The 17,983-nt window shown below is 71.1% G+C and carries 16 protein-coding genes; 5 read left to right on the forward strand and 11 right to left on the reverse strand.

The features are described 5' to 3' along the window. Positions 1–19 precede the first annotated feature (19 nt). From QJ852_26430 to QJ852_26445, 4 genes are read left to right on the forward strand one after another with little or no spacing between them, the layout of a single operon-like run. The gene (locus QJ852_26430) at positions 20–1,177 is read left to right on the forward strand and encodes an amidohydrolase family protein (protein WGX99508.1); all 1,158 of its coding nucleotides are present in this window, start codon (positions 20–22) and stop codon (positions 1,175–1,177) included. Positions 1,178–1,191: 14 nt separating this feature from the next. Then, on the forward strand, positions 1,192–2,826 hold the full coding sequence (locus tag QJ852_26435) for an NAD(P)/FAD-dependent oxidoreductase (GenBank protein ID WGX96670.1): 1,635 nt from the start codon (positions 1,192–1,194) through the stop codon (positions 2,824–2,826). A gap of 17 nt (positions 2,827–2,843) precedes the next feature. After that, positions 2,844–3,680, forward strand: coding sequence for an alpha/beta fold hydrolase (locus QJ852_26440; GenBank protein ID WGX96671.1), 837 nt, complete (start codon positions 2,844–2,846; stop codon positions 3,678–3,680). Further along, positions 3,677–4,615: a dihydrodipicolinate synthase family protein gene (locus QJ852_26445; GenBank protein WGX96672.1), complete on the forward strand. Its 939-nt coding sequence runs from the start codon at positions 3,677–3,679 to the stop codon at positions 4,613–4,615. Before QJ852_26440 ends, QJ852_26445 begins: the two co-directional genes overlap by 4 nt. A 124-nt stretch (positions 4,616–4,739) precedes the next feature. On the opposite strand, the gene QJ852_26450 is transcribed toward QJ852_26445, so the two are convergent. The 9 genes from QJ852_26450 to QJ852_26490 all read right to left on the reverse strand — a co-directional run bounded on the left by QJ852_26450 (position 4,740) and on the right by QJ852_26490 (position 14,622). After that, complete coding sequence (locus tag QJ852_26450) at positions 4,740–6,215, reverse strand: NAD(P)/FAD-dependent oxidoreductase (GenBank protein ID WGX96673.1); 1,476 nt, start codon at positions 6,213–6,215, stop codon at positions 4,740–4,742. A 128-nt stretch (positions 6,216–6,343) separates the two neighbouring features. After that, entirely contained in the window at positions 6,344–7,078 is a 735-nt protein-coding gene (locus tag QJ852_26455; GenBank protein ID WGX96674.1) for an SDR family oxidoreductase, read from the reverse strand. Next, positions 7,078–8,019 (reverse strand): alpha/beta hydrolase, encoded by a 942-nt coding sequence (locus QJ852_26460; GenBank protein ID WGX96675.1) that lies wholly within the window; start codon positions 8,017–8,019, stop codon positions 7,078–7,080. Before QJ852_26460 ends, QJ852_26455 begins: the two co-directional genes overlap by 1 nt. Before the next feature lie 67 nt (positions 8,020–8,086). Then, positions 8,087–9,469, reverse strand: coding sequence for a glutamine synthetase family protein (locus QJ852_26465; GenBank protein WGX96676.1), 1,383 nt, complete (start codon positions 9,467–9,469; stop codon positions 8,087–8,089). Beyond that, complete coding sequence (locus QJ852_26470; GenBank protein ID WGX96677.1) at positions 9,466–10,731, reverse strand: glutamine synthetase family protein; 1,266 nt, start codon at positions 10,729–10,731, stop codon at positions 9,466–9,468. Before QJ852_26470 ends, QJ852_26465 begins: the two co-directional genes overlap by 4 nt. Continuing rightward, positions 10,728–11,822 carry a hypothetical protein gene (locus tag QJ852_26475; protein ID WGX96678.1) on the reverse strand — a complete coding sequence of 365 codons (1,095 nt, stop codon included), beginning with the start codon at positions 11,820–11,822 and terminating at the stop codon, positions 10,728–10,730. The genes QJ852_26470 and QJ852_26475 overlap by 4 nt, the downstream gene beginning before the upstream one ends. Next, complete coding sequence (locus QJ852_26480) at positions 11,819–12,598, reverse strand: SDR family oxidoreductase (GenBank protein WGX96679.1); 780 nt, start codon at positions 12,596–12,598, stop codon at positions 11,819–11,821. The genes QJ852_26475 and QJ852_26480 overlap by 4 nt, the downstream gene beginning before the upstream one ends. A gap of 3 nt (positions 12,599–12,601) precedes the next feature. Next, positions 12,602–13,897 carry a DUF1116 domain-containing protein gene (locus tag QJ852_26485; GenBank protein WGX96680.1) on the reverse strand — a complete coding sequence of 432 codons (1,296 nt, stop codon included), beginning with the start codon at positions 13,895–13,897 and terminating at the stop codon, positions 12,602–12,604. Further along, the gene (locus QJ852_26490) at positions 13,891–14,622 is read right to left on the reverse strand and encodes an SDR family oxidoreductase (GenBank protein WGX96681.1); all 732 of its coding nucleotides are present in this window, start codon (positions 14,620–14,622) and stop codon (positions 13,891–13,893) included. Before QJ852_26490 ends, QJ852_26485 begins: the two co-directional genes overlap by 7 nt. Positions 14,623–14,837: 215 nt before the next feature. On the opposite strand from QJ852_26490, the gene QJ852_26495 reads away from it, so the two are divergent. Next, on the forward strand, positions 14,838–15,572 hold the full coding sequence (locus tag QJ852_26495) for an FCD domain-containing protein (GenBank protein ID WGX96682.1): 735 nt from the start codon (positions 14,838–14,840) through the stop codon (positions 15,570–15,572). Here the strand turns inward: QJ852_26495 and fabG are convergent. Together fabG and QJ852_26505 are read right to left on the reverse strand one after the other, a co-directional pair. Continuing rightward, positions 15,562–16,335 carry a 3-oxoacyl-ACP reductase FabG gene (gene fabG, locus QJ852_26500; GenBank protein ID WGX96683.1) on the reverse strand — a complete coding sequence of 258 codons (774 nt, stop codon included), beginning with the start codon at positions 16,333–16,335 and terminating at the stop codon, positions 15,562–15,564. The genes QJ852_26495 and fabG overlap by 11 nt on opposite strands. A gap of 35 nt (positions 16,336–16,370) precedes the next feature. Next, positions 16,371–17,897: an APC family permease gene (locus QJ852_26505; GenBank protein WGX96684.1), complete on the reverse strand. Its 1,527-nt coding sequence runs from the start codon at positions 17,895–17,897 to the stop codon at positions 16,371–16,373. Positions 17,898–17,983 lie beyond the last annotated feature (86 nt).

The raw sequence follows: 17,983 nt of genomic DNA on the forward strand, positions 1-17,983 counted from the left end.
CTTCCACCTGGCGCGCGGGCTGGCCGACGAGGCGAACGCACGAGAGTTCCTCGTCCAGCGCATGTACCCCTACGAGGCGGCTCTGTCGGCGTCTGACGTCGAGCTGAGTGCCCGCCTCGCCGCCCGGGAGATGCTGCGACACGGCACGACGTGCTTCGTCGACCCCGGCAACGTGCACCCGCACAGCACCCTGACCGGCATCGCGCCGGTCGGCATCCGCGCAGTGCTGGCCAGGAGCGCGTTCGACCTGGCGGGATCGGAGTTCGGTGCTATCCCGGCCGAGCTGATCTCGACTCCCGAGCAGGCCGCCGACGAGGCCGGCGCTCTGATCGAGTCCTACCGGGGCGAGCTCGGCGGCCGTGTCGACGTGTCGGTCTCCTTCCGCGGGCTCAACAACTCCAGCGATGAGCTCATCGGCGGATTGCTGGCGGTCAGCGCGGAGCACGACGCGGTTCTCCAGATGCACGCCTGCTTCGCGCAGTCGACACACGACTCCTCGATCGGCAAGTTCGGCGAGCCCGAGATCGAACGGCTCGATCGCCTTGGTGCTCTGGGCCCGCGAACGTTGATCGCGCACGCAGGTTGGCTGGAGCCGCACGAGGTGCGGCTGATCCGTGACTCCGGGAGCAGCGTGACGCTGAATCCGAGCTCGAGCATGCACAACGGCTACGGCGTGATCAAGATGGGCATGGTCCCGGAGATGCTGGCCGACGGTGTCAACATCGGGCTCGGCTGCGACCACGCGTCGTCGGGATCGGTCGACATGGTGCGCGAGATGTTCCTCGCGACGTGCGGCTACAAGGAGGTCCGGCTGATCCCCCGAGTCATGCCGCCGGAGACCGCCCTGGAGATGGCCACGATCAATGCCGCCCGGGCGATCGGTCGCAGTCATGACCTGGGATCGCTCGAGGTCGGGAAACGAGCAGACCTCGTGCTGTTCGACGCCGACGCGCCCGCGTGGGTCCCTCTGCACAACCCCGTGTCGAACCTCGTGTACTCCGCCACTGGGGCGACTGTCTCGACGGTCTTCGTCGACGGCGAGCGCGTCGTTGACGAAGGTCGTCTGACCGGTCTCGACGAGGCAGAGCTGCTGGCTCAGGTCCGCGACCTGCTGCCGGAATTCACCCAGCGGCTAGAACTCGAGCCGCTGACGACCGCGCTGTGGCCGCAAGAGTGAGTGAGGACACCACCATGGCGAATCTGCGCCGCGTCGACGTCGTCATCGTCGGCGCTGGAATGGCGGGCTTGTACTCAGCCTTTCTGTTGAGGGCCAAGGGGCTGTCCGTCCGGGTGCTCGAGGCCGGAAGCGGGGTCGGCGGCACGTGGTTCTGGAACCGCTATCCGGGTGCTCGCTGCGACATCGACAGCGTTGACTACTCCTACTCCTTCTCCTCCGAGCTCGAGAACGAGTGGGACTGGAAGGAGCGCTATGCCTCCCAGCCGGAACTTGAGGCCTACTTCAACCACGTGGCCGACCGGTTCGAGCTGCGCGAGCTGATCGACTTCGACACGCAGGTACGCAGCGCCGTCTTCGACGAGGCCGAGCACGAGTGGACGGTGGGAACCGGCGACGACACTTACCGCGCCCGTTTCGTGGTCATGGCCACCGGCCCTCTGTCGCAGCCCTACCGTCCCGACCTGCCGGGCCTGGACGACTTCGTCGGCCGGGTGCTGCACTCGGCCCAGTGGCCCGAGGAACCGGTGGACTTCACGGGCCGCCGCGTCGGCATCATCGGCACCGGTTCGACCGGGATCCAGATGATCCCGCTCATCGCCCGGCAGGCGGAGCACCTCCATGTGTTCCAGCGGACTCCCAACTACAGCGTGCCCGCGCGCAACTGCGCGATGACCTCTGAGCAGCTGGCGCAGGTGCGCGCGACGTACCGCGAGCGTCGCCGGTTGGCCCGCGAATCCAAGGCCGGCTTCCCGCCGCGCACGCCAGAGATCAGCGCGCGATCGGCGCTGGAGGTCACCGAGGAGCAACGGCGCGAGGTCTACGAACTCATGTGGGAGCAGGGCGGTGGCCTGGCGTTTCGGGCCGCGTTCGCCGATCTCAGCACGAGCGAGGACGCCAACGAGACCGCGGCCGAGTTCATCCGCGACAAGATCCGCCAGACGGTGACGCGGCCCGAGGTCGCCGAACTGCTGGTGCCGCACGATCACCCCTATGCCGCCAAGCGCCCGCCCGTCGACATCGAGTACTACGAGACCTTCAACCGCGACGACGTCAGCCTGATCGACGTCCGGGCCGACCCGATCGAGGCCATCACCGCTGACGGCCTGCGGACGCGGGACCGCCACTTCACCTTCGACGACCTGGTGCTCGCGACCGGCTTCGACGCTGTGACCGGCGCCCTGTCCCGCATCGACATCCGCGGCGTGCGCGGCGAGACCCTTCAGGATGCCTGGGCGGACGGTCCCCGCACGCTGCTCGGCATGGCGACGGCGGGCTTTCCGAACCTGTTCCTGGTCAACGGTCCCGGCAGTCCAGCCGCCTTCACGAACATTGCCCTGCACACGGAGGTCAACGTCGAGTGGCTGGCCGGCCTGATCGAGAGCGCCACGTCCGCGGGGTCGACATGGGTCGAACCGCGCCGGGAAGCCGTCGACGGCTGGGCCGAGACGGTGCGCGAAGCCGCTGACGCGACCCTCTATCCCCGGGCGGAGTCCTGGTACCTCGGCGCGAACATCCCGGGCAAGCCTCGCGTGTTCATGTTCTACGTCGGCGGGCTCGATCGCTTCTCCGCCCTACTCCGCCAGGAGGCCGCGGGCGGCTATCCCCAGTTCGCCTTGCGCGGACACGACAGACAAGAGGAGTCCGCATGAATGTCGCTCCCCCTGGCATGGTCGAGAGGTTCGCGACGGTCGGGTCGTTCCGTATCCGCTTCCTCGACAACGAGGTGGGCGAAGCCGCCGAGGTGGTCGTCCTGCTCCATGACGGAGCGTGGGGTGCCAGCGCCGATGTCACGTGGCAGCGGACGTTCGCTCATCTGCCGGCCGACGTCCGCGTCATCGCGCCGGACCTGCTCGGATTCGGGGGCAGCGACAAGGCGGTCTTCCTCGATCGGTCACCCTACGGATTCCGTGCACTTGCGGTGTTCGACCTGCTCGACCACGTCGGGATCACCGGTCGGGTGCACCTGGTGGGCAACTCCTTCGGAGGTTCCGTCGCGCTGCGCGCCCTCGAGCTGCCCCAGGCGGACGAGCGGTTGGCATCGGTCACGACGATCTCCGGTACGGGCGGTCCCTGGCGCACTCCGCTCGCGCTGCGGGAGCTGGGTACGTTCGACGGCACCACGGCCGACATGGACCGGCTGATGCGCCTGGTCACAGAGCCGTTCGTGGGTTGGCATGCCTACCTGGGCGAGCGGGTCGCCTGGGCCAAGGCGCCGGGTCATTTCCAGAGCATGATGGCCCCGCACCACAAACCCGCACCGGCGCACCAGGTCGCGCGGCCGGCCGATCCGTTCCCGGCCTCACTCGTCGATGTCACGATTCCGGTGCACATCATCGCGGGTCTGCGTGATCCGCTGGTCGAGCCTGGCTGGGCCTCGCTGTTGGCGGCCTCGTTCGCGAGCGAGGTGCGCGTGAGTGAGATGGACGCGAGCCATAGTCCGAACCTGTCGCATCCGCAGGAGACGTGGCAGCTCGTGTGGGACTTCGTGTGCAGCGTCCGATGAGGCACGCGCCGCCGATCTCCGGGGTGATTCCGGCCCACCTGACCCCCATGCTCGCCGATGGCGCGATCGACTGGACGGCCCTGGGCGACCATGTCCGTTGGCTGGCTGGCATCGACGGCGTGCGCTGGATCACGACCACGGCACACGCGTCGGAGGTGGCGACGCTTGATGATGACGAAAGGCAGCGGCTCATCGGCGCCGTCGCCACGAGCCTGGGTGACGACATCGGCGTGGTCGCCGGCATCTACGAGGACGGCAGCGCTCGGGCGGCTCGACAGGCGCGGCTCGCGGTCGACGCCGGCGCGCGGGCCCTCCTGCTGTTCCCTTCTGGGACGTTCGCCGGGGGTGGACCGAGCCACCCACGCACCCAGGTCGCGCACTACGAGACGATCGCCGAAGCGGTCGACGTGCCGCTGATCATCTTCAAGTACGCCGTCAGCTCACCGCTCACCATGACGGCCGCCACCGTGCTGGAGATCCTCGCACGGATCCCCAACGTGACCGCGGTCAAGGAATGGTCCTACGACATCGTGGAGTACGAGGACACCTACCGCGCCGTCAAGGAGGTGCGGCCCGACGTGTCCGTCCTGAGCAGCTTCAGCCGTTCGCTCCTGTCCTCACTCGTCGTCGGGAGCGACGGCGTGCTCTCCGCACACGGGAGCATCGTGGGCGATCTCCAGGCCGAGTTGTGGACGATGGTGCAGAACCGTGACCTCGACCGGGCTCGCGACCTCTGGGATCGCATCTACCCGCTGGCGGCAGCCTGCTACCGGCAGCCCTTCCTGGATCAGCACAACCGGATGAAGACGGTGCTCGGACTCCTCGGCCGCATTCCGATGGGGTCCACATTCGTACGAGCGCCCCTGACGACCTTGCCGCCCGACGAACTCGCCGAGCTCGAGCGCGCCTGCCTGGCCGCGGGTCTGTCGGCATAGCCGGCCACTCGATGCGAACCGGCTCCGGGTGGATGGGGTCGACCTGCAGTGATCGGGGTGCTCGGCCGACTGGCCACCGGCAGCGTTCTATCGGCGAGTCGTGATCCGACCGAGGCAGCCCTCGTCAGTCGACCCGCACCGCCCACCGGCGCAGCAGCCGCGTGGCGAGGATGTACGCGGTCGGCCCCTCCGGCCACTGGGAGACGATCTTGCCGCTGCCGGCCTGGAAGTAGTTGTCCGTCGCGGCCCAGACGGTGCGCCGCAGCCGGCGCTGGATCCAGCTGTTGAACCGGCGCATGGCGTCCTCGCGCAGCCGGATCCGGCGGTGCTCGCCGTCGAGGCGGGCGATCAGGCTCGCCGCGAACCTGGCCTGCGCCTCGTAGAAGTGCACGAGCGGGATCGAGTTGGTGTTGGGGCCGTACATCATGAAGAAGTTCGGGAATCCGGGGACCATCAGGCCGAGGAACGCCTCGGGCTCGCCCTGCCAGTGGTCGTGCAGCGAGCGGCCACCCTCGCCGTACACCCGGAAGTTGCCGAGGTAGTTGGCCGCGTCGAAGCCGGTCGCCAACACGACCAGGTCGAGGTCGTGCTCGTCGCCGTTGGCATCGACGACGCCCGTGCGGGTGAGCTCCTTGACGCCGTGCGGGACCAGGGTGACCTTGGGGTCGAGCAGGGCCGGGTAGTAGGTGTCGCTGATGACGGTGCGCCGGGCCTCGAAGGGGAAGTTCGGGGTGGCGTGCTCGATGAGCTCGGGGTGACCGGCCAGCGACGTGCGCAGGAACTCGAGGGACGCCTGCTTGCGCCGGGTGTTCGCGCGGCCGCCGACGCGGGCATGGCCGGAGCGGAACTGGCGCAGGTCGTAGTCGAGGTAGAGGCGCAGCCGACGCCACGCGTAGACCGGGGCGAGCCGGTTGAGCCGGCGCTCACGCGGGGTGAACTCCCGCGCGTCCTTGGGCAGCAGCCAGTTGGGCTCGAGCTGGAAGATCTTCACCTCGCGGGCCGCGCGGGCGGCCTCCTGGATGATCTGGACCGCCGAGCTCCCGGTACCGACGACGGCGACCGAGCGGCCGTCCATGCTCAGGCCCTCGGGCCAGGTGGAGGTGTGGCAGAGGTCGCCCTCGAAGGCGGTCTCGCCGCGCGCGAAGGGCGGAACGGCGGGGATGTTGAGGAAGCCCACGGCGCTGATCACCGCGACGAACGGCCCGTGCTCGTCGCCGTCGGCGGTCCGTAGGGTGTGGGTCGCGGAGGCCTCGTCCCAGCGGACCTCCTCCACCTTCGTGTTCAGCCGGACGCGTGGGGTCACGCCCCACTTCGCGGCGGTGTCCTCCAGATAGCGCTGGAGCTCCTGCCACCCGGCGTGGGTGCGGGTCCAGTCGCTGCGCTCGAAGGAGAACGAGTAGACGTGCGACTCCAGGTCGACCTCGGCCCCGGGGTACCGGTTCTTCCACCAGGTGCCGCCGATGCCCTCGGCCGACTCGAAGACGACGTAGTCGATGCCGCGCCGGCTCAGCGCGACGGCAGCGGCGATGCCGCTGAAGCCGGCCCCGATGATCGCGACCCGGTGTCCCGGTGCCCGGTGCGCGGGTGCTGCTGAGTTCACCGCTGTCTCCTCCATCACGAGCCTGGTCAAAGGCTTATTGGTCTATTGTTTGGGTCTTTTGTGAGGGTGTCAAGGTGTGCCGGACGCCGCGCGGGCGACGTCCGTCACGCCGGCCGGACCGGCCGGCGCTACTTGATCTGGGCCGTCCAGCCGCCGTCCACGACCAGATCGGTCGCGGTCACGAAGGCGGCGTCGTCGGAGAGCAGGAAGGCCACGGCGCCGGCGATGTCGTCCGGCAGGCCGAGGCGGCGCAGGGGCGTCCGACTCTCCATGTCGAGGCGGCGCTCGGGCGAGCGCTCGTACAGGAAGTCGATCATCGGCGTGAGCACGGCGCCCGGGCACACCGTGTTGCAGCGGATGCCCTCGGGCCCCAGCTGGAGCGCCAGCGAGCGCGAGAGCGAGACCACCGCGGCCTTGCTCACCTGGTAGGCGTCGAGCGGAGAGTCCATGCCACGGACGCCGGCGGTGCTGGCCACGTGCACGATGCTGCGCCCACGGCCGTTGCGCACCAGGGGGACCGCCGCGGCGGTCAGCCGGCGCAGGGCATGGAGATTGACGCCCATCGTCGTCTCCCAGACCTCCTCGGAGGTCTCCAGGAACGAGCCGTCGTCGTCGAAGAGGGCGACCCCGGCCGCGTTCACGAGATGGTCCAGGCTGTCCCAGCCGGCGAGCAGGTCGCGGGGATCCCCGGACAGCAGGTCGAAGGGGACGTACTCCGCCCCCTCCGGCAGGGCCACCTCAGCGACGGGACGGACATCGGTCGCGCGCACCCGCATCCCGTCGGCGACCAGGCGGCGCACGATCGCCGCCCCGATCCCGCCGCCCGCCCCGGTGACGAGCGCGGTGCGGCCGGCGGCGGTCATCAGGAGCCGTCCCGCGAGAACGCCGCCGCGAGCCGCTCGCCGGCGAAGCGCATCGAGTCGACCGCGGTCGGGAACAGTTCCTCCAGGCCGAAGAAGCCGTGGATCATGCCCGGCGTCTCGCACACCTCGACCGGGACGCCCGCGTCGGCCAGCGCCTTCGCGAAGAGTGCGCCCTGCGGGCGGATCGGGTCGCACTCGGCCAGGACCACCGTCGCCTCGGGAAGGCCGGCCAGGTCGGCGTCGAGTACGGCGACCCGCGGGTCGGTCGCGTCGGCGGGCGAGGCCAGGTAGTTGTCCTGGTGCCACTGCAGCTCGTCGCGGTAGAGCATGATGCCCTCGTAGTCGGCGTCGAAGCCGATGCTCAGGTCGCAGGTCGTGACCGGGTAGACCAGCAGCTGGTGACGCAGGGCGACAGCACCCGACGCGCGCAGCGCGAGGGCCGTGGCCGCGGCGAGGTTGCCGCCGGCGCTGTCGCCGGCGACGGCGATCCGGGTCACGTCGACCCCGGGCAGGTGACCGGGCTCGGCCGCCCAGACGACCGCGTCGTACGCGTCCTCGGCGGCGGTCGGGAAGCGGGACTCCGGCCCGCGCCGGTAGCCCACGCTGAGGACCGCGGCACCCGAGGCCAGCGCCAGGAGCCGGGTCGTCGTCTCGTGCGACTCGATGCTGCCCAGCAGCCACCCGCCACCGTGGAAGTAGACGGTCAGCGGCAGGTCGCCCGCGCCGTCCGGGAGGAACAGGCGTCCCGGCAGCTCCGCGCCGTCCCGGGTCGGGACGACGACGTCGACCACCCGGGCGACCGGGGGCTTGGCGAGGCCGCCGAGGTCGCCGTCGAAGTTGGCCCGGGCCTCCGCCACCGGCAGCAGGTGCGCGTTCGGGCGCGGCGAGGCGTGGGCGTCGTCGATGAGCTTCTGGGCGAGGGGGTGCAGCGGCTGGGGCATGACGGCTCCGATCGTCGGTGTCGTGGCGTGCGTGTGGTGTCGTGCGGTCGGTTCGGACGGGCGCGGCTCAGACGCGCTCGTAGTAGCGCTTGACCTCCCAGTCGGTGACGGCACCGGACTCGAAGGAGGCGAGCTCGGCCGCGGCCGACGCGTGCAGGTGCTCGAACACCTCGTCGCCGAAGGCGGACCGGGCGAGCTTCGAGTGCGAGAACCGCTCGACCGAGTCGTGCAGGGACGAGGTCATCACCTCGACCGACCGGTTGCCCCAGGCGTTGCCGGCGAACACCGGCGGCGTCGGATCGCCGGCCTCGATCCCGGCCAGGCCGGCGGCGATGGTGGCACTGAAGGCGTAGTAGGGGTTGACGTCGGCGCCCGGGATCCGGTTCTCCACCCGGTACGACGCGCCGCGCCCGACCAGTCGGAAGGCGCACGAGCGGTTGTCGTGGCCGACCGCGATCGCGGTGCCCGCGAACTGGTCGGGCAGGTAGCGCTTGTAGGAGTTGACCGTCGGCGCGAACAGCAGACCGAGCTCGACGGCGTGGGCCAGCTGCCCGGCGACGAAGGAGCCGAACCGCGGCGACATGCCGCCGGTCTCCTCCGACCAGCACAGCGGTGAGCCGTCCTCGGCGTCCCACATGCTCACATGCAGGTGACACGACGAGCCGACCTCGTCGATCTTGGGCTTGGCCATGAAGGTGACGGTCAGGTCCGCGCGGTGGGCCAGCTCCTTGATGCCGTGCTTGAAGAGCACGTGCCGGTCGGCCATCTCGAGGGCCTCGCAGTAGTCGAGGGTGATCTCCTGCTGGCCCAGGCCCCACTCCGGCTTGGAAGACTCGACGGGTACCCCGAACTTCGGCATGTCCTGGCGGATCTGGTGCACGAACCACTCGTCCCGCCCGCCCTGGACGACCTGGTAGTCCGACCGATAGTCCGAGAGCATCCGCAGATTGCGGTACTCGGCCTGCCAGGCCTCGGCCGGCGAGACGGCCGCGACGAAGAACTCCAGCTCCGAGGCGAACTGGAAGGCCAGCCCGTGCTCCCGGGCACGGGCGAGCTGGTGCTTGAGGATCGTGCGCGGCGCCACCGGGAGCAGGACGTCGGCGTCCCCCTGGTAGGCGTCGCAGATGACCATGAGCGCATGCGGCTCCCACGGCACCCGCCGCAGCGTCGCCAGGTCCGGCACCAGCCGGATGTCCACCCAGCCGTTGTCGGCATTCGACACCGGCAGGTCCAGCGGGTTCATCTCCAGGTCGACGGCGAAGACGAAGCTGCTCGCGTTCACACCCTGCCCCTCAAGGCACAGGGTGCGGAAGGCGTCGATCGTCAGCCGCTTGCCGACCAGGCGACCGTACGGGTCGGGCGCGGCGCAGATGACGGTGTCGACCTCGCCGCGACGGGCGAGGTCCTCGAAGGTGTCGAGGTCCACGATCGGGCCAGCGGGATGGTTCACAGGTGCTCTCCGTAGCGTCGAAGTTCCCAGTCGGTGATGGTGGTGCGCAGCCAGTGCTCGTAGCGGTCGGCCTCGTTGCGGCGGGTCGCGGCGTAGCCCGCGACGAAGTCCTCGCCCAGCACGGCCTTCGCGTGGTACGACGCCTCGAGCCGGTCGGCGGCGGACCGCAGGTCGGCCGGCAGCGGCTCGGCGTCGGCGCGCGGTCCGGCCGGCGGCAGCGCGAGACCCTCGTCGATCCCGGCCAGGCCGCCGCCGAGCAGGGCCGCGGCGACCAGATAGGGACTGGCGTCCGCGCCCGGGCGGCGGTGCTCGACCCGCGCGCCCGGGACCGAGTCGACCAGGACCCGCAGCGCGGTGCTCCGGTCGTCGAGGCCCCAGGTGGCCGACTCGGCGACGAACATCTCCTTGTCGAGCCGCTTGTAGGAGTTCACGAACGGGAGAACCAGCGCGGTCAGGTCGCCCATCGTCGCCAGCATCCCCGCCAGGTAGCCCTGCGCGAGCGGCGAGACCTCCCCGGGGCGCTCGGCGAAGACGTTGCGGCCGTCCCGGGCCAGGCTCGAGTGGACGTGCCCGCCGGCGCCCGAGCGGTCGCCGTACGGCTTGGCCATGAAGGTGGCCCGCAGGCCGCGCTCCGCGCACAGGTCGCGGAAGTACTGGCGGGCGCGGGCGGCGCCGTCGGCGGCCCGCAGCGCGGGCTGCGGCTTGAGCGCGAACTCGAAGAAGCCCGGGCCGAGCTCGGCGTGGAACGCCTCGACGGGCGCCCCGATCTGCTCCATCCGGTCGACGAAGTCGGCCGCGACCGCCTCGGTCTCCCGCAGCCGGGTCAGGCTGTAGGCGTTCTCGGTGCGGCCGAGCGGGGCGCGGGTCGCGGCGTCCTCGATCCACAGCTCGTACTCGAAGCCGAGCACCGGCTCCAGCCCGAGCTCGGCGTACCGGCCGACCAGGCGGCCGAGCAGGCCGCGCGCCGATGCCGGGATCGGTACGCCGTCCGCGTCGACCAGGTCGCCGATGGCGGCGGTCACGGTGCCGGTGCGCCAGGGCAGCTCGACCACGGTGTCGGGGTCGACTCGGACCCGGGCGTCGGGATAGCCGTTGGCGGCGCTGCTGGTCGGGGTGTCCGTGACCTCGTCTGTGAGCGAGAGGCCGTGCACGATCGTGCAGAACGTGAGCCCGTCGCCGTCCAGCTTCTCGGTGCGCACCAGCTTGCCGCGGAGCCCGAGGTCGTAGTCGGGCACCTCCAACTGGGTCAGCGCGACGCTCATCGCGTCCCTCCTTCCGCGCTCGGGCGGCGTCGGGGACTGCGGCCGACCCGCTCATAGACAGCGTCCGGCACCAGCGCGGGATCGCGATAGATCCACCAGGTGCAGGACGGGTTCTCCTCGGTGGCCGGCCAGGTCGGCGCGTCGATGACCCGGGTCGGGTAGCCGAGCCGGTCGATCGGCATCACCTCGTTGAGCTGGCAGCAGTGGACGCAGTAGGAGCAGACGCCCACCTTGTTCCATGCCCAGTCGTGCGGTTGCGTCGTCACAGCGAAGCCGTACGGCGCCGCCGCCCGCGGGCTGCCGCCGGTGATGCCCGCGGCCAGCGAGCGACCGCCGGAGCCGCAGGGGGCGAAGCGGAAGCCGATCCGGTCCGGCTCCTCGATCACCTCGACCGCGCCGCTGCGGTCGGGGCCGGTCAGGTGGGCGTGGAAGCCGTCGAAGACAGCGACGGCGAGCTGCCGCGCCGACTCGGTCCAGGGTTGGCTCGCCAGCGCGTAGCGGCGCTCGTGGACGTCGTACCAGTCGGCCATCAGGTGGTCCCACAACTCGCCGAGGGCGTCCTCGCCGACCAGCCGGACGGCCACGTCGATCATGCCGGACACGAGGTCGACGGCGTCGTCGTGGATGCCCTGCCAGCAGACGCGGGCCGCCTCCACCGCGGCGTCGGCGTCGGCGATGCCGCCGGTGCGGCACAGCGTCGCCGCGTGCTCGGCGCTCGCGACGTAGTCGCCCCAGCGTGCGGCGATGCCGTCCTCGGGACCCTGGCCCAGGAGCCGGCGCAGCCGCGCCTCCTCGGCCGCGAGCACCGCCGGGTCGATACCGCGCTCGCGCACCCAGGCCACCGTCGTGCCCGGCCAGCTGCCGTAGACGTCACGCAGCTCGTCGGCCTCCAGGAGCGACACCTCGACCAGCCGCGCGGCGTCCTCGGACCGCCCTTCGGCCAGCGCGCGGCGCGCGGCGGCGAAGGTGCCCTCGCCGAGCTCGGCCCACGAGCCGGTCCGGGTGACCCGCCCGAGCGAGATCTCGTCGGCCACGGCGCCGGGCCCGGCGACCAGCGGGAGGGACGGGATCCCCGTCGGTCCGGTGCTCATGTCAGCTCGAACCCGCCGTCGATGCGCAGGTCCGCCCCCGTCACGTACGACGCCTGGTCGGCCAGCAGGAAGGCGATCGCCGCGGCGACCTCGTCGGCGCGGGCGAACCGGCCGAGCGGCACCCGGGCGGCCAGCGCCGGCGGCAGCTGCGCGGCGGTGCCGTGCGCCGCGGCCATCGCGGTCGCGACGAAGCCCGGCGAGACCGTGTTGACCCGTACCCCCCGGGCCGCGAGCGCCCGGCCCGCCGTGCGGGTGAGCATCGCGAGCCCGGCCTTGGAGGCCGCATAGGCGGGGTTGGGGTCGGGGTTGCTGAGCGCGATCACCCGGTGCGCCTCGATCGACCCGACGTTGACCACCGCGCCGCCCGCCGCGGCGAACCGCGGCCCGGCCGCGTCGAGCACCCGGTAGGCGCCCACGAGGTTGACGTCCAGCGTGCGCAGCCAGCTCTCGGAGCCGGCGCCGGCGAACCCGGTCTCGTCGAGGATCCCGGCGCAGTTGACGACGTACGAGAGCGGGAGACCGGCACGCAGTCGGTCGAGCGTGGCGCCGAGGCCGTTGGCGTCCGTCACGTCGACCGCCGCGCAGCGCCGCCGTCCGTCGTATCCGCCGTTGCCGTCGGGGACCACCCGGTCCAGGCAGAGCACGGTGAGCCCGGCGTCGAGCAGCAGCGTCGCGGTGGCCGCGCCGATCCCACCCGCCGCGCCGGTCACGACCGCGACCTCGCCGGCGTAGGTCAGGCTGGTCCCGCGTGCGTTCTCGTGCATCGCCTCGTGCATGGCTCAGTCTCGGTCATAACGGTCGGCGTGCGCCGCCTGGGCCGCCTCGAAGCAGGCCCGCGGCGCGCGGATCACGCCGGCGCCGATCTGACCGCCGTCGCGACCGGCCAGGCCGACGTCCATCACGGGCAGGATGTCGGTCGCGAGGACCTTGCGCACGTCGACCGCGGTCGGAGTCCCCCGGAACGAGAAGAGCGGGATCCGGTAGTCCGGGTTCTCCCCGTGGGTGATCTCGTACATCTCCTTGTTGCGCTCGATCATCACCTCGGGCGAGCCGCCCTGGTAGTCCTGCAGCGACAGCGCGCAGGCCTGGGCGAATCCGCCGAGACCGACCGTCTCCGTGATCGGGGACTCCCCGCCCATCCAGGTGATCTCGTCCTCGGTGTGCCCGGCGAAGAGCTTGCCCTGGTGGATCGGCGGCGGGCCCTCGAACCACCGGTCGCCGAGCCCGGCGACCTTGATCGCGAAGCCGCGGCAGCTGAACGCCATGGCCGAGACCAGGGTGGACCCGGCGACGTCCTTCATCGCGTCCGCGCTGGCCTTGGACGCCGCCATCGACAGGCGCAGGAAGAAGTAGTCGTTCTCGGCGAGGTGCAGCATCGTCTCCCGGACGTGCGGCACCCCCTCCTGGATCATGTCGAGGACCGCGGGCAGGATCTCGCGGTTGAACAGCACCGAGGCGGCCGCGTTGCGGCTGTGCACCTCGTCGCCCATCCGCAGCGCGCGGGCGATGAGCGGCTTGAGGGCGATGCCGCCCTGCCGCCGGATCGCCTCGCCGACGACCGGCGCCAGCACCTCGTTGACGTGCAGGAGCCGCTCGTGGACGCCCTCGTCGTAGCAGCCGTAGTTGAGCCGACGCGGCTCCTTGCCCTCGTAGAAGTTGCAGAACCCGACGTTGCCGTGGGTCCGGTTCTCCACCACGAAGACCGGCATCGAGGCGGTGTAGATGCCCGCCAACGAGCCGACCGCGCCGTAGTCGTGGCAGGCACCGACCCGGATCGCGCCGCTCTCGAAGCCGGCGATCGCCTCTTCGCGGGTGGCGGCCAGGCCCTCGAAGAGAGCGCCGCCGATCAGTGCCTCGCGCTGGCCGCCGACGTACTCCGACCAGGGCATGGGCGCCCCGGACGTGAGCACGAGGTCGTCGGTGTAGCCGGGGATCACCTCGCGGGCCGGCCGGACGTCGACGACCCACGGGTCCGCGGCGGTGAGCCGGGCGAAGGCCTCGGCGTTGGCCGCGTCGACGTCGAGGCCGGTGGCGTCGGCCGCCGGCCCGGTCTCGAGTCCGCTCGCCGTCACCATGCGACGACCCCGCCGTCGACGAGCAGCGTCTGCGCCGTGATGAAGGACGCCCGGTCGGAGAGCAGGAACTCCACGGCCTCCGCGACCTCGTGCGGCTCGCCGATCCGCTTGAGCATCGCGTACGACGCGGAGACCTCCTCGCCGCCGGAGACGCGGGCCATCGACGGGCTCATCGGCGCCCGGATCACGCCCGGGGCGACGTTGTTGACCCGGATGCCGCGCGCGGCGAGCTCCTCGGCGGTGTAGCGGGTGTACGCCGCGATGCCGGCCTTCGTGGCGCCGTACACCGAGGCGCCGCGGAAGCGGCCGAAGTGGCCGGTGAGGCTGCCGACGTTGACGATGGCGCTGCCCTCGGTGAGCAGCGGCGCGCAGACGTCGGTGACCCGCGCCATACCCGCGATGTTCACCTGGAACATCAGGTCCAGCTTGGCCTCGTCGAGCTCGCCGAGGAACGAGTCGCGCAGGATCCCGGCGCAGTTGACGACGCCGCGCAGCGTCTCGCCCGAGGCGACGGCGGCGGCCACGGCCTGCTCGACGCTCGCCCGGTCGGTCACGTCCATCACCACGGAGGTCGCGCCGGCCAGCGCCGGGTCGGTGAGGTCCAGGGCGTCGACGGCGTCCTTCAGGTCGGCCGCGACCGGGGCGAAGCCGCCCTCGACGAGACGACAGCAGATGGCCTGGCCGATGACTCCGGCGCCGCCGGTGACGATGACTTTGCGACTCACGAACGGGTCCCTTCCCGACGGATGAACAAGATGGGTCCAGTTTGTGGGCCATTCGATCTAAAGGTCAAGTCTTTAGGTCTTTTATTTCGCGGACACGGTCGCGGCACCCCAGGACCGATTGGCCCAGACATTCGGACTTTCCGGTCGTCCGGTCCGCTAGCCTGTGCGGTCTCGGAGTGCTGTCATCGCGGGCTCCAGGAAGGAGGACGGCAGCCATGGACCCGGTCACGCTCGGCCTGACCCCCGTGCGGCAGATCGCCGCGCACGAACTGGTCCTCGACCAGATGCGCCGCTCGATGGAGAGCGGCCAGTTCCGCCCCGGTGACCGACTGCCCTCGGAGCGCGACCTCGCCGAGATGCTCGACGTCTCCCGCACTGTCGTCCGCGCCGCCGTCGCCGTGCTCGAGCGCGAGGGGCTGATCGTCGTCCGGCGTGGCCGGGGCGGCGGGTTCATCGTCCAGGCGCCGACCTACGACGCCGCGGAGACGCGGCGCATGATGAAGGCCAACAAGGCCGCCGTCCGCGACGCCTTCGACTTCCGCGTGATCGTCGAGGGCGCCGCCTCGCGGCTGGCCGCCGAGCGGCGCCGTGCCAAGGAGCTGGCCGACCTCCGCTCCCTGCTCACCCAGATGGACGCCGCGCTCACGGCGTCCCTGGAGGACCAGACCCCGCACAAGGTGATCGAGTTCCAGACCCTCGACACGGCCTTCCACATGGGCATCGCCCGGGTGGCGCGCAATCCCGCCCTCTACGACTCCGTGGCCGACGCCCGGCGCCGGATGTGGGCACCGGTGGGCGCGATCTTCGGTCGGCTGGAGGAGAACGCCAACGACCGCCACGAGGACATCCTCGACGCGATCGCCGACGGCGACGGCGACCTGGCCGCGAGCACCATGGCCGCGCACATCGACGACACCCGCCACACCCTCGAGGCCTGGCTCAAGCGCTGACCGCGTCCGGGTGCTCCGGGAGCACCTGCCCCCCGTCGACCACGAGCTCCTGGCCCGTGACGAACGCGGCCCCGGCGCTCGCCAGGTACACCGCGGCGGCGCCGATGTCGTCGGGCTCCCCGAGGCGACCCGCCGGGATCACCCGGATCATCGCCTCGATGGCGTCGGCGCCGAGCCCGGCCAGTCCCTCCGTGCGAACGGCGCCGGGACTGACCGCGTTCACCGTGATCCCGTGCGGCGCCAGCTCCAGCGCCGCCGTCCGGACGAAGCCGAGCTGGGCCGCCTTGCTCGCGGCGTAGACGGCCAGGCCCGGATAGCCCGTGCTGGGCCCGGTGATCGAGGTCGTCACGACCACCCGGCCGCGACCCGACGCGGCCAGGAGCGGCACCGCCGCCTGGACGGCGAAGATCGTGCCCTTGAGGTTGGTGCCGAGCACCTCGTCCACCGACTCCTCGGTCAGGTCCTCGATCCGCCGCTCCGGATAGACGCCCGCATTGGCGCAGAGCACGTCGAGCCCGCCCAGCAGGTCGGCGGCCTCGGCCACCATCCGGTGACAGCCCGCGCGGTGCGCCACGTCGGCGACCAGGACGTCGACCGCCACGCCCTCGCGAGCGAGGCGCTCCCGCGCCGCCGCCAGGCGCTCGGGGCTCCGGCCGGTCACCACCACCCGGGCCCCGGTCGCGGCGAACGAGCGGGCGATGCCCACGCCGATGCCCTGACTGCCGCCCGTCACCAGGACGCGCTGGCTCTCGGTCTCCGGCACCTTCTCCTCCTTCGCTCGCGACCGGCGGACCGGGCTCACACGACGGTGTCGTGGACCTCGTCGAAGACAGTGCTGCCGATCCGGCCGTAGAGCTGCGGCCGGTTCGAGCGCAGGTACGCCGCGACGGCCATCGAGCCCACCAGGAGCCCCACCACGATCCAGGGGATCAGCTTGAAGAACAACGTGTCCGAGGCGGCACCCGCCGCGGCCTTCATGTTCGACAGCATCAGGTAGGTCACGAACAGCATGCCCAGCCCGCCGATGATCGGGGCGGTCAGCGTCCGCCACCAGTGCGCGGTCTCCGGGTGCTCCTTCTTCACGTGGAAGTAGACGACCGTGGAGACCGAGCAGAGCGTCTGCACGATGAGCAGGCAGATCGTCGCCAGGATCGCGACCAGCACGAAGAGCGTCGCGTACGGGTCGGCGTCCGTCGCCCAGCAGACCGCCAGCAGGACGACCGCGAAGCCGGTCTGCACGAGCGAGGCGACCCACGGGGAGGCGTGCCGCGGGTGGGCCTCGCCCATCCGGTGCCACAGCAGCCGGTCCCGGCCGAAGGCGAACAGGTAGCGCGCCGCCGAGTTGTGGATCGCGAGGGCGCAGGCGAAGGAGCCGAACACGACCAGCCACTCGAAGGCGGTCACCGCCCAGCTGCCGACGTACTCGCGGGTGGGTGCGTAGAGGAGGTCGAACGGGGCGGGGCCCGAGGCCAGCTCCACCGAGCGCTGGGCACCGTTGGCGCTGACCGTCATCCAGGAGATGAAGGTGTAGAAGACGCCGATGCCGATCACGGCGATCAGGGTGGCGCGCGGGACGATCCGCTTGGGATCCTTCGACTCCTCGCCGTAGATCGCCGTCGACTCGAAGCCGACCCACGACCAGAACGCCATGAGCAGGCCGAGCCCGACGACACCGCCGGCGACGTCGTTGGTGCTCAGCGCGCTGAGCGGGTTGACCGAGTCCCAGATGATGCCGTCCGGGCCGCCGCCCTTGAACAGCACCGTGAAGGCGGTGCCGGCGAGGACCGCGATCTCCAGGACCAGCACCAGACCGAGCACCTTGGCCGCGACCGAGATGTCGAAGTGCGACAGGACGGCGATCGCGACGGCAGCCACGACGGCGTACGGCTGCCAGCCGAGGTCGATGCCGAGCTGGACCGAGAACGCCTGGTCGGCGAACACGGAGAAGATGCCGATCAGGCCGGCCTCCATCGTCATGTAGGTGAACATCGACATGACGCCGGCCGCGAGGCCGGGGATGCGGGACCAGCCCCGCGAGACGAACGTGTAGAAGGCGCCCGCCGCCGTGATGTGGCGGGCCAGGGCCACGAAGCCGACGCTGAAGATCGTCAGCACGACCGTGGCGATCATGAACCCGGCGGGCGCTCCGACGCCGTTGCCGAAGCCGACCGCGACCGGCAGGTTGCCGGTCATCGCCGTCGTCGGCGCCGAGAACGCGACGACCATGAAGACGACGCCCACCAGGCCGATCGCTCCGGGCTTGAGCCGGGCCTGCTGGGGTGTGGACTCGTCGACTCCCGACGGTGAAACAGGGTTTGCAGACATGCGCTGCCACCTTTCGATCAGATGCCGGGAGACTAGGCCGAATAAAGGTCTAAAGACAAGACCTACAGACCTATTAGTCGAGAACA

The sequence above is a fragment of the Nocardioides sp. L-11A genome, from assembly GCA_029961745.1.
In the GTDB taxonomy this organism is placed as follows: domain Bacteria; phylum Actinomycetota; class Actinomycetes; order Propionibacteriales; family Nocardioidaceae; genus Nocardioides.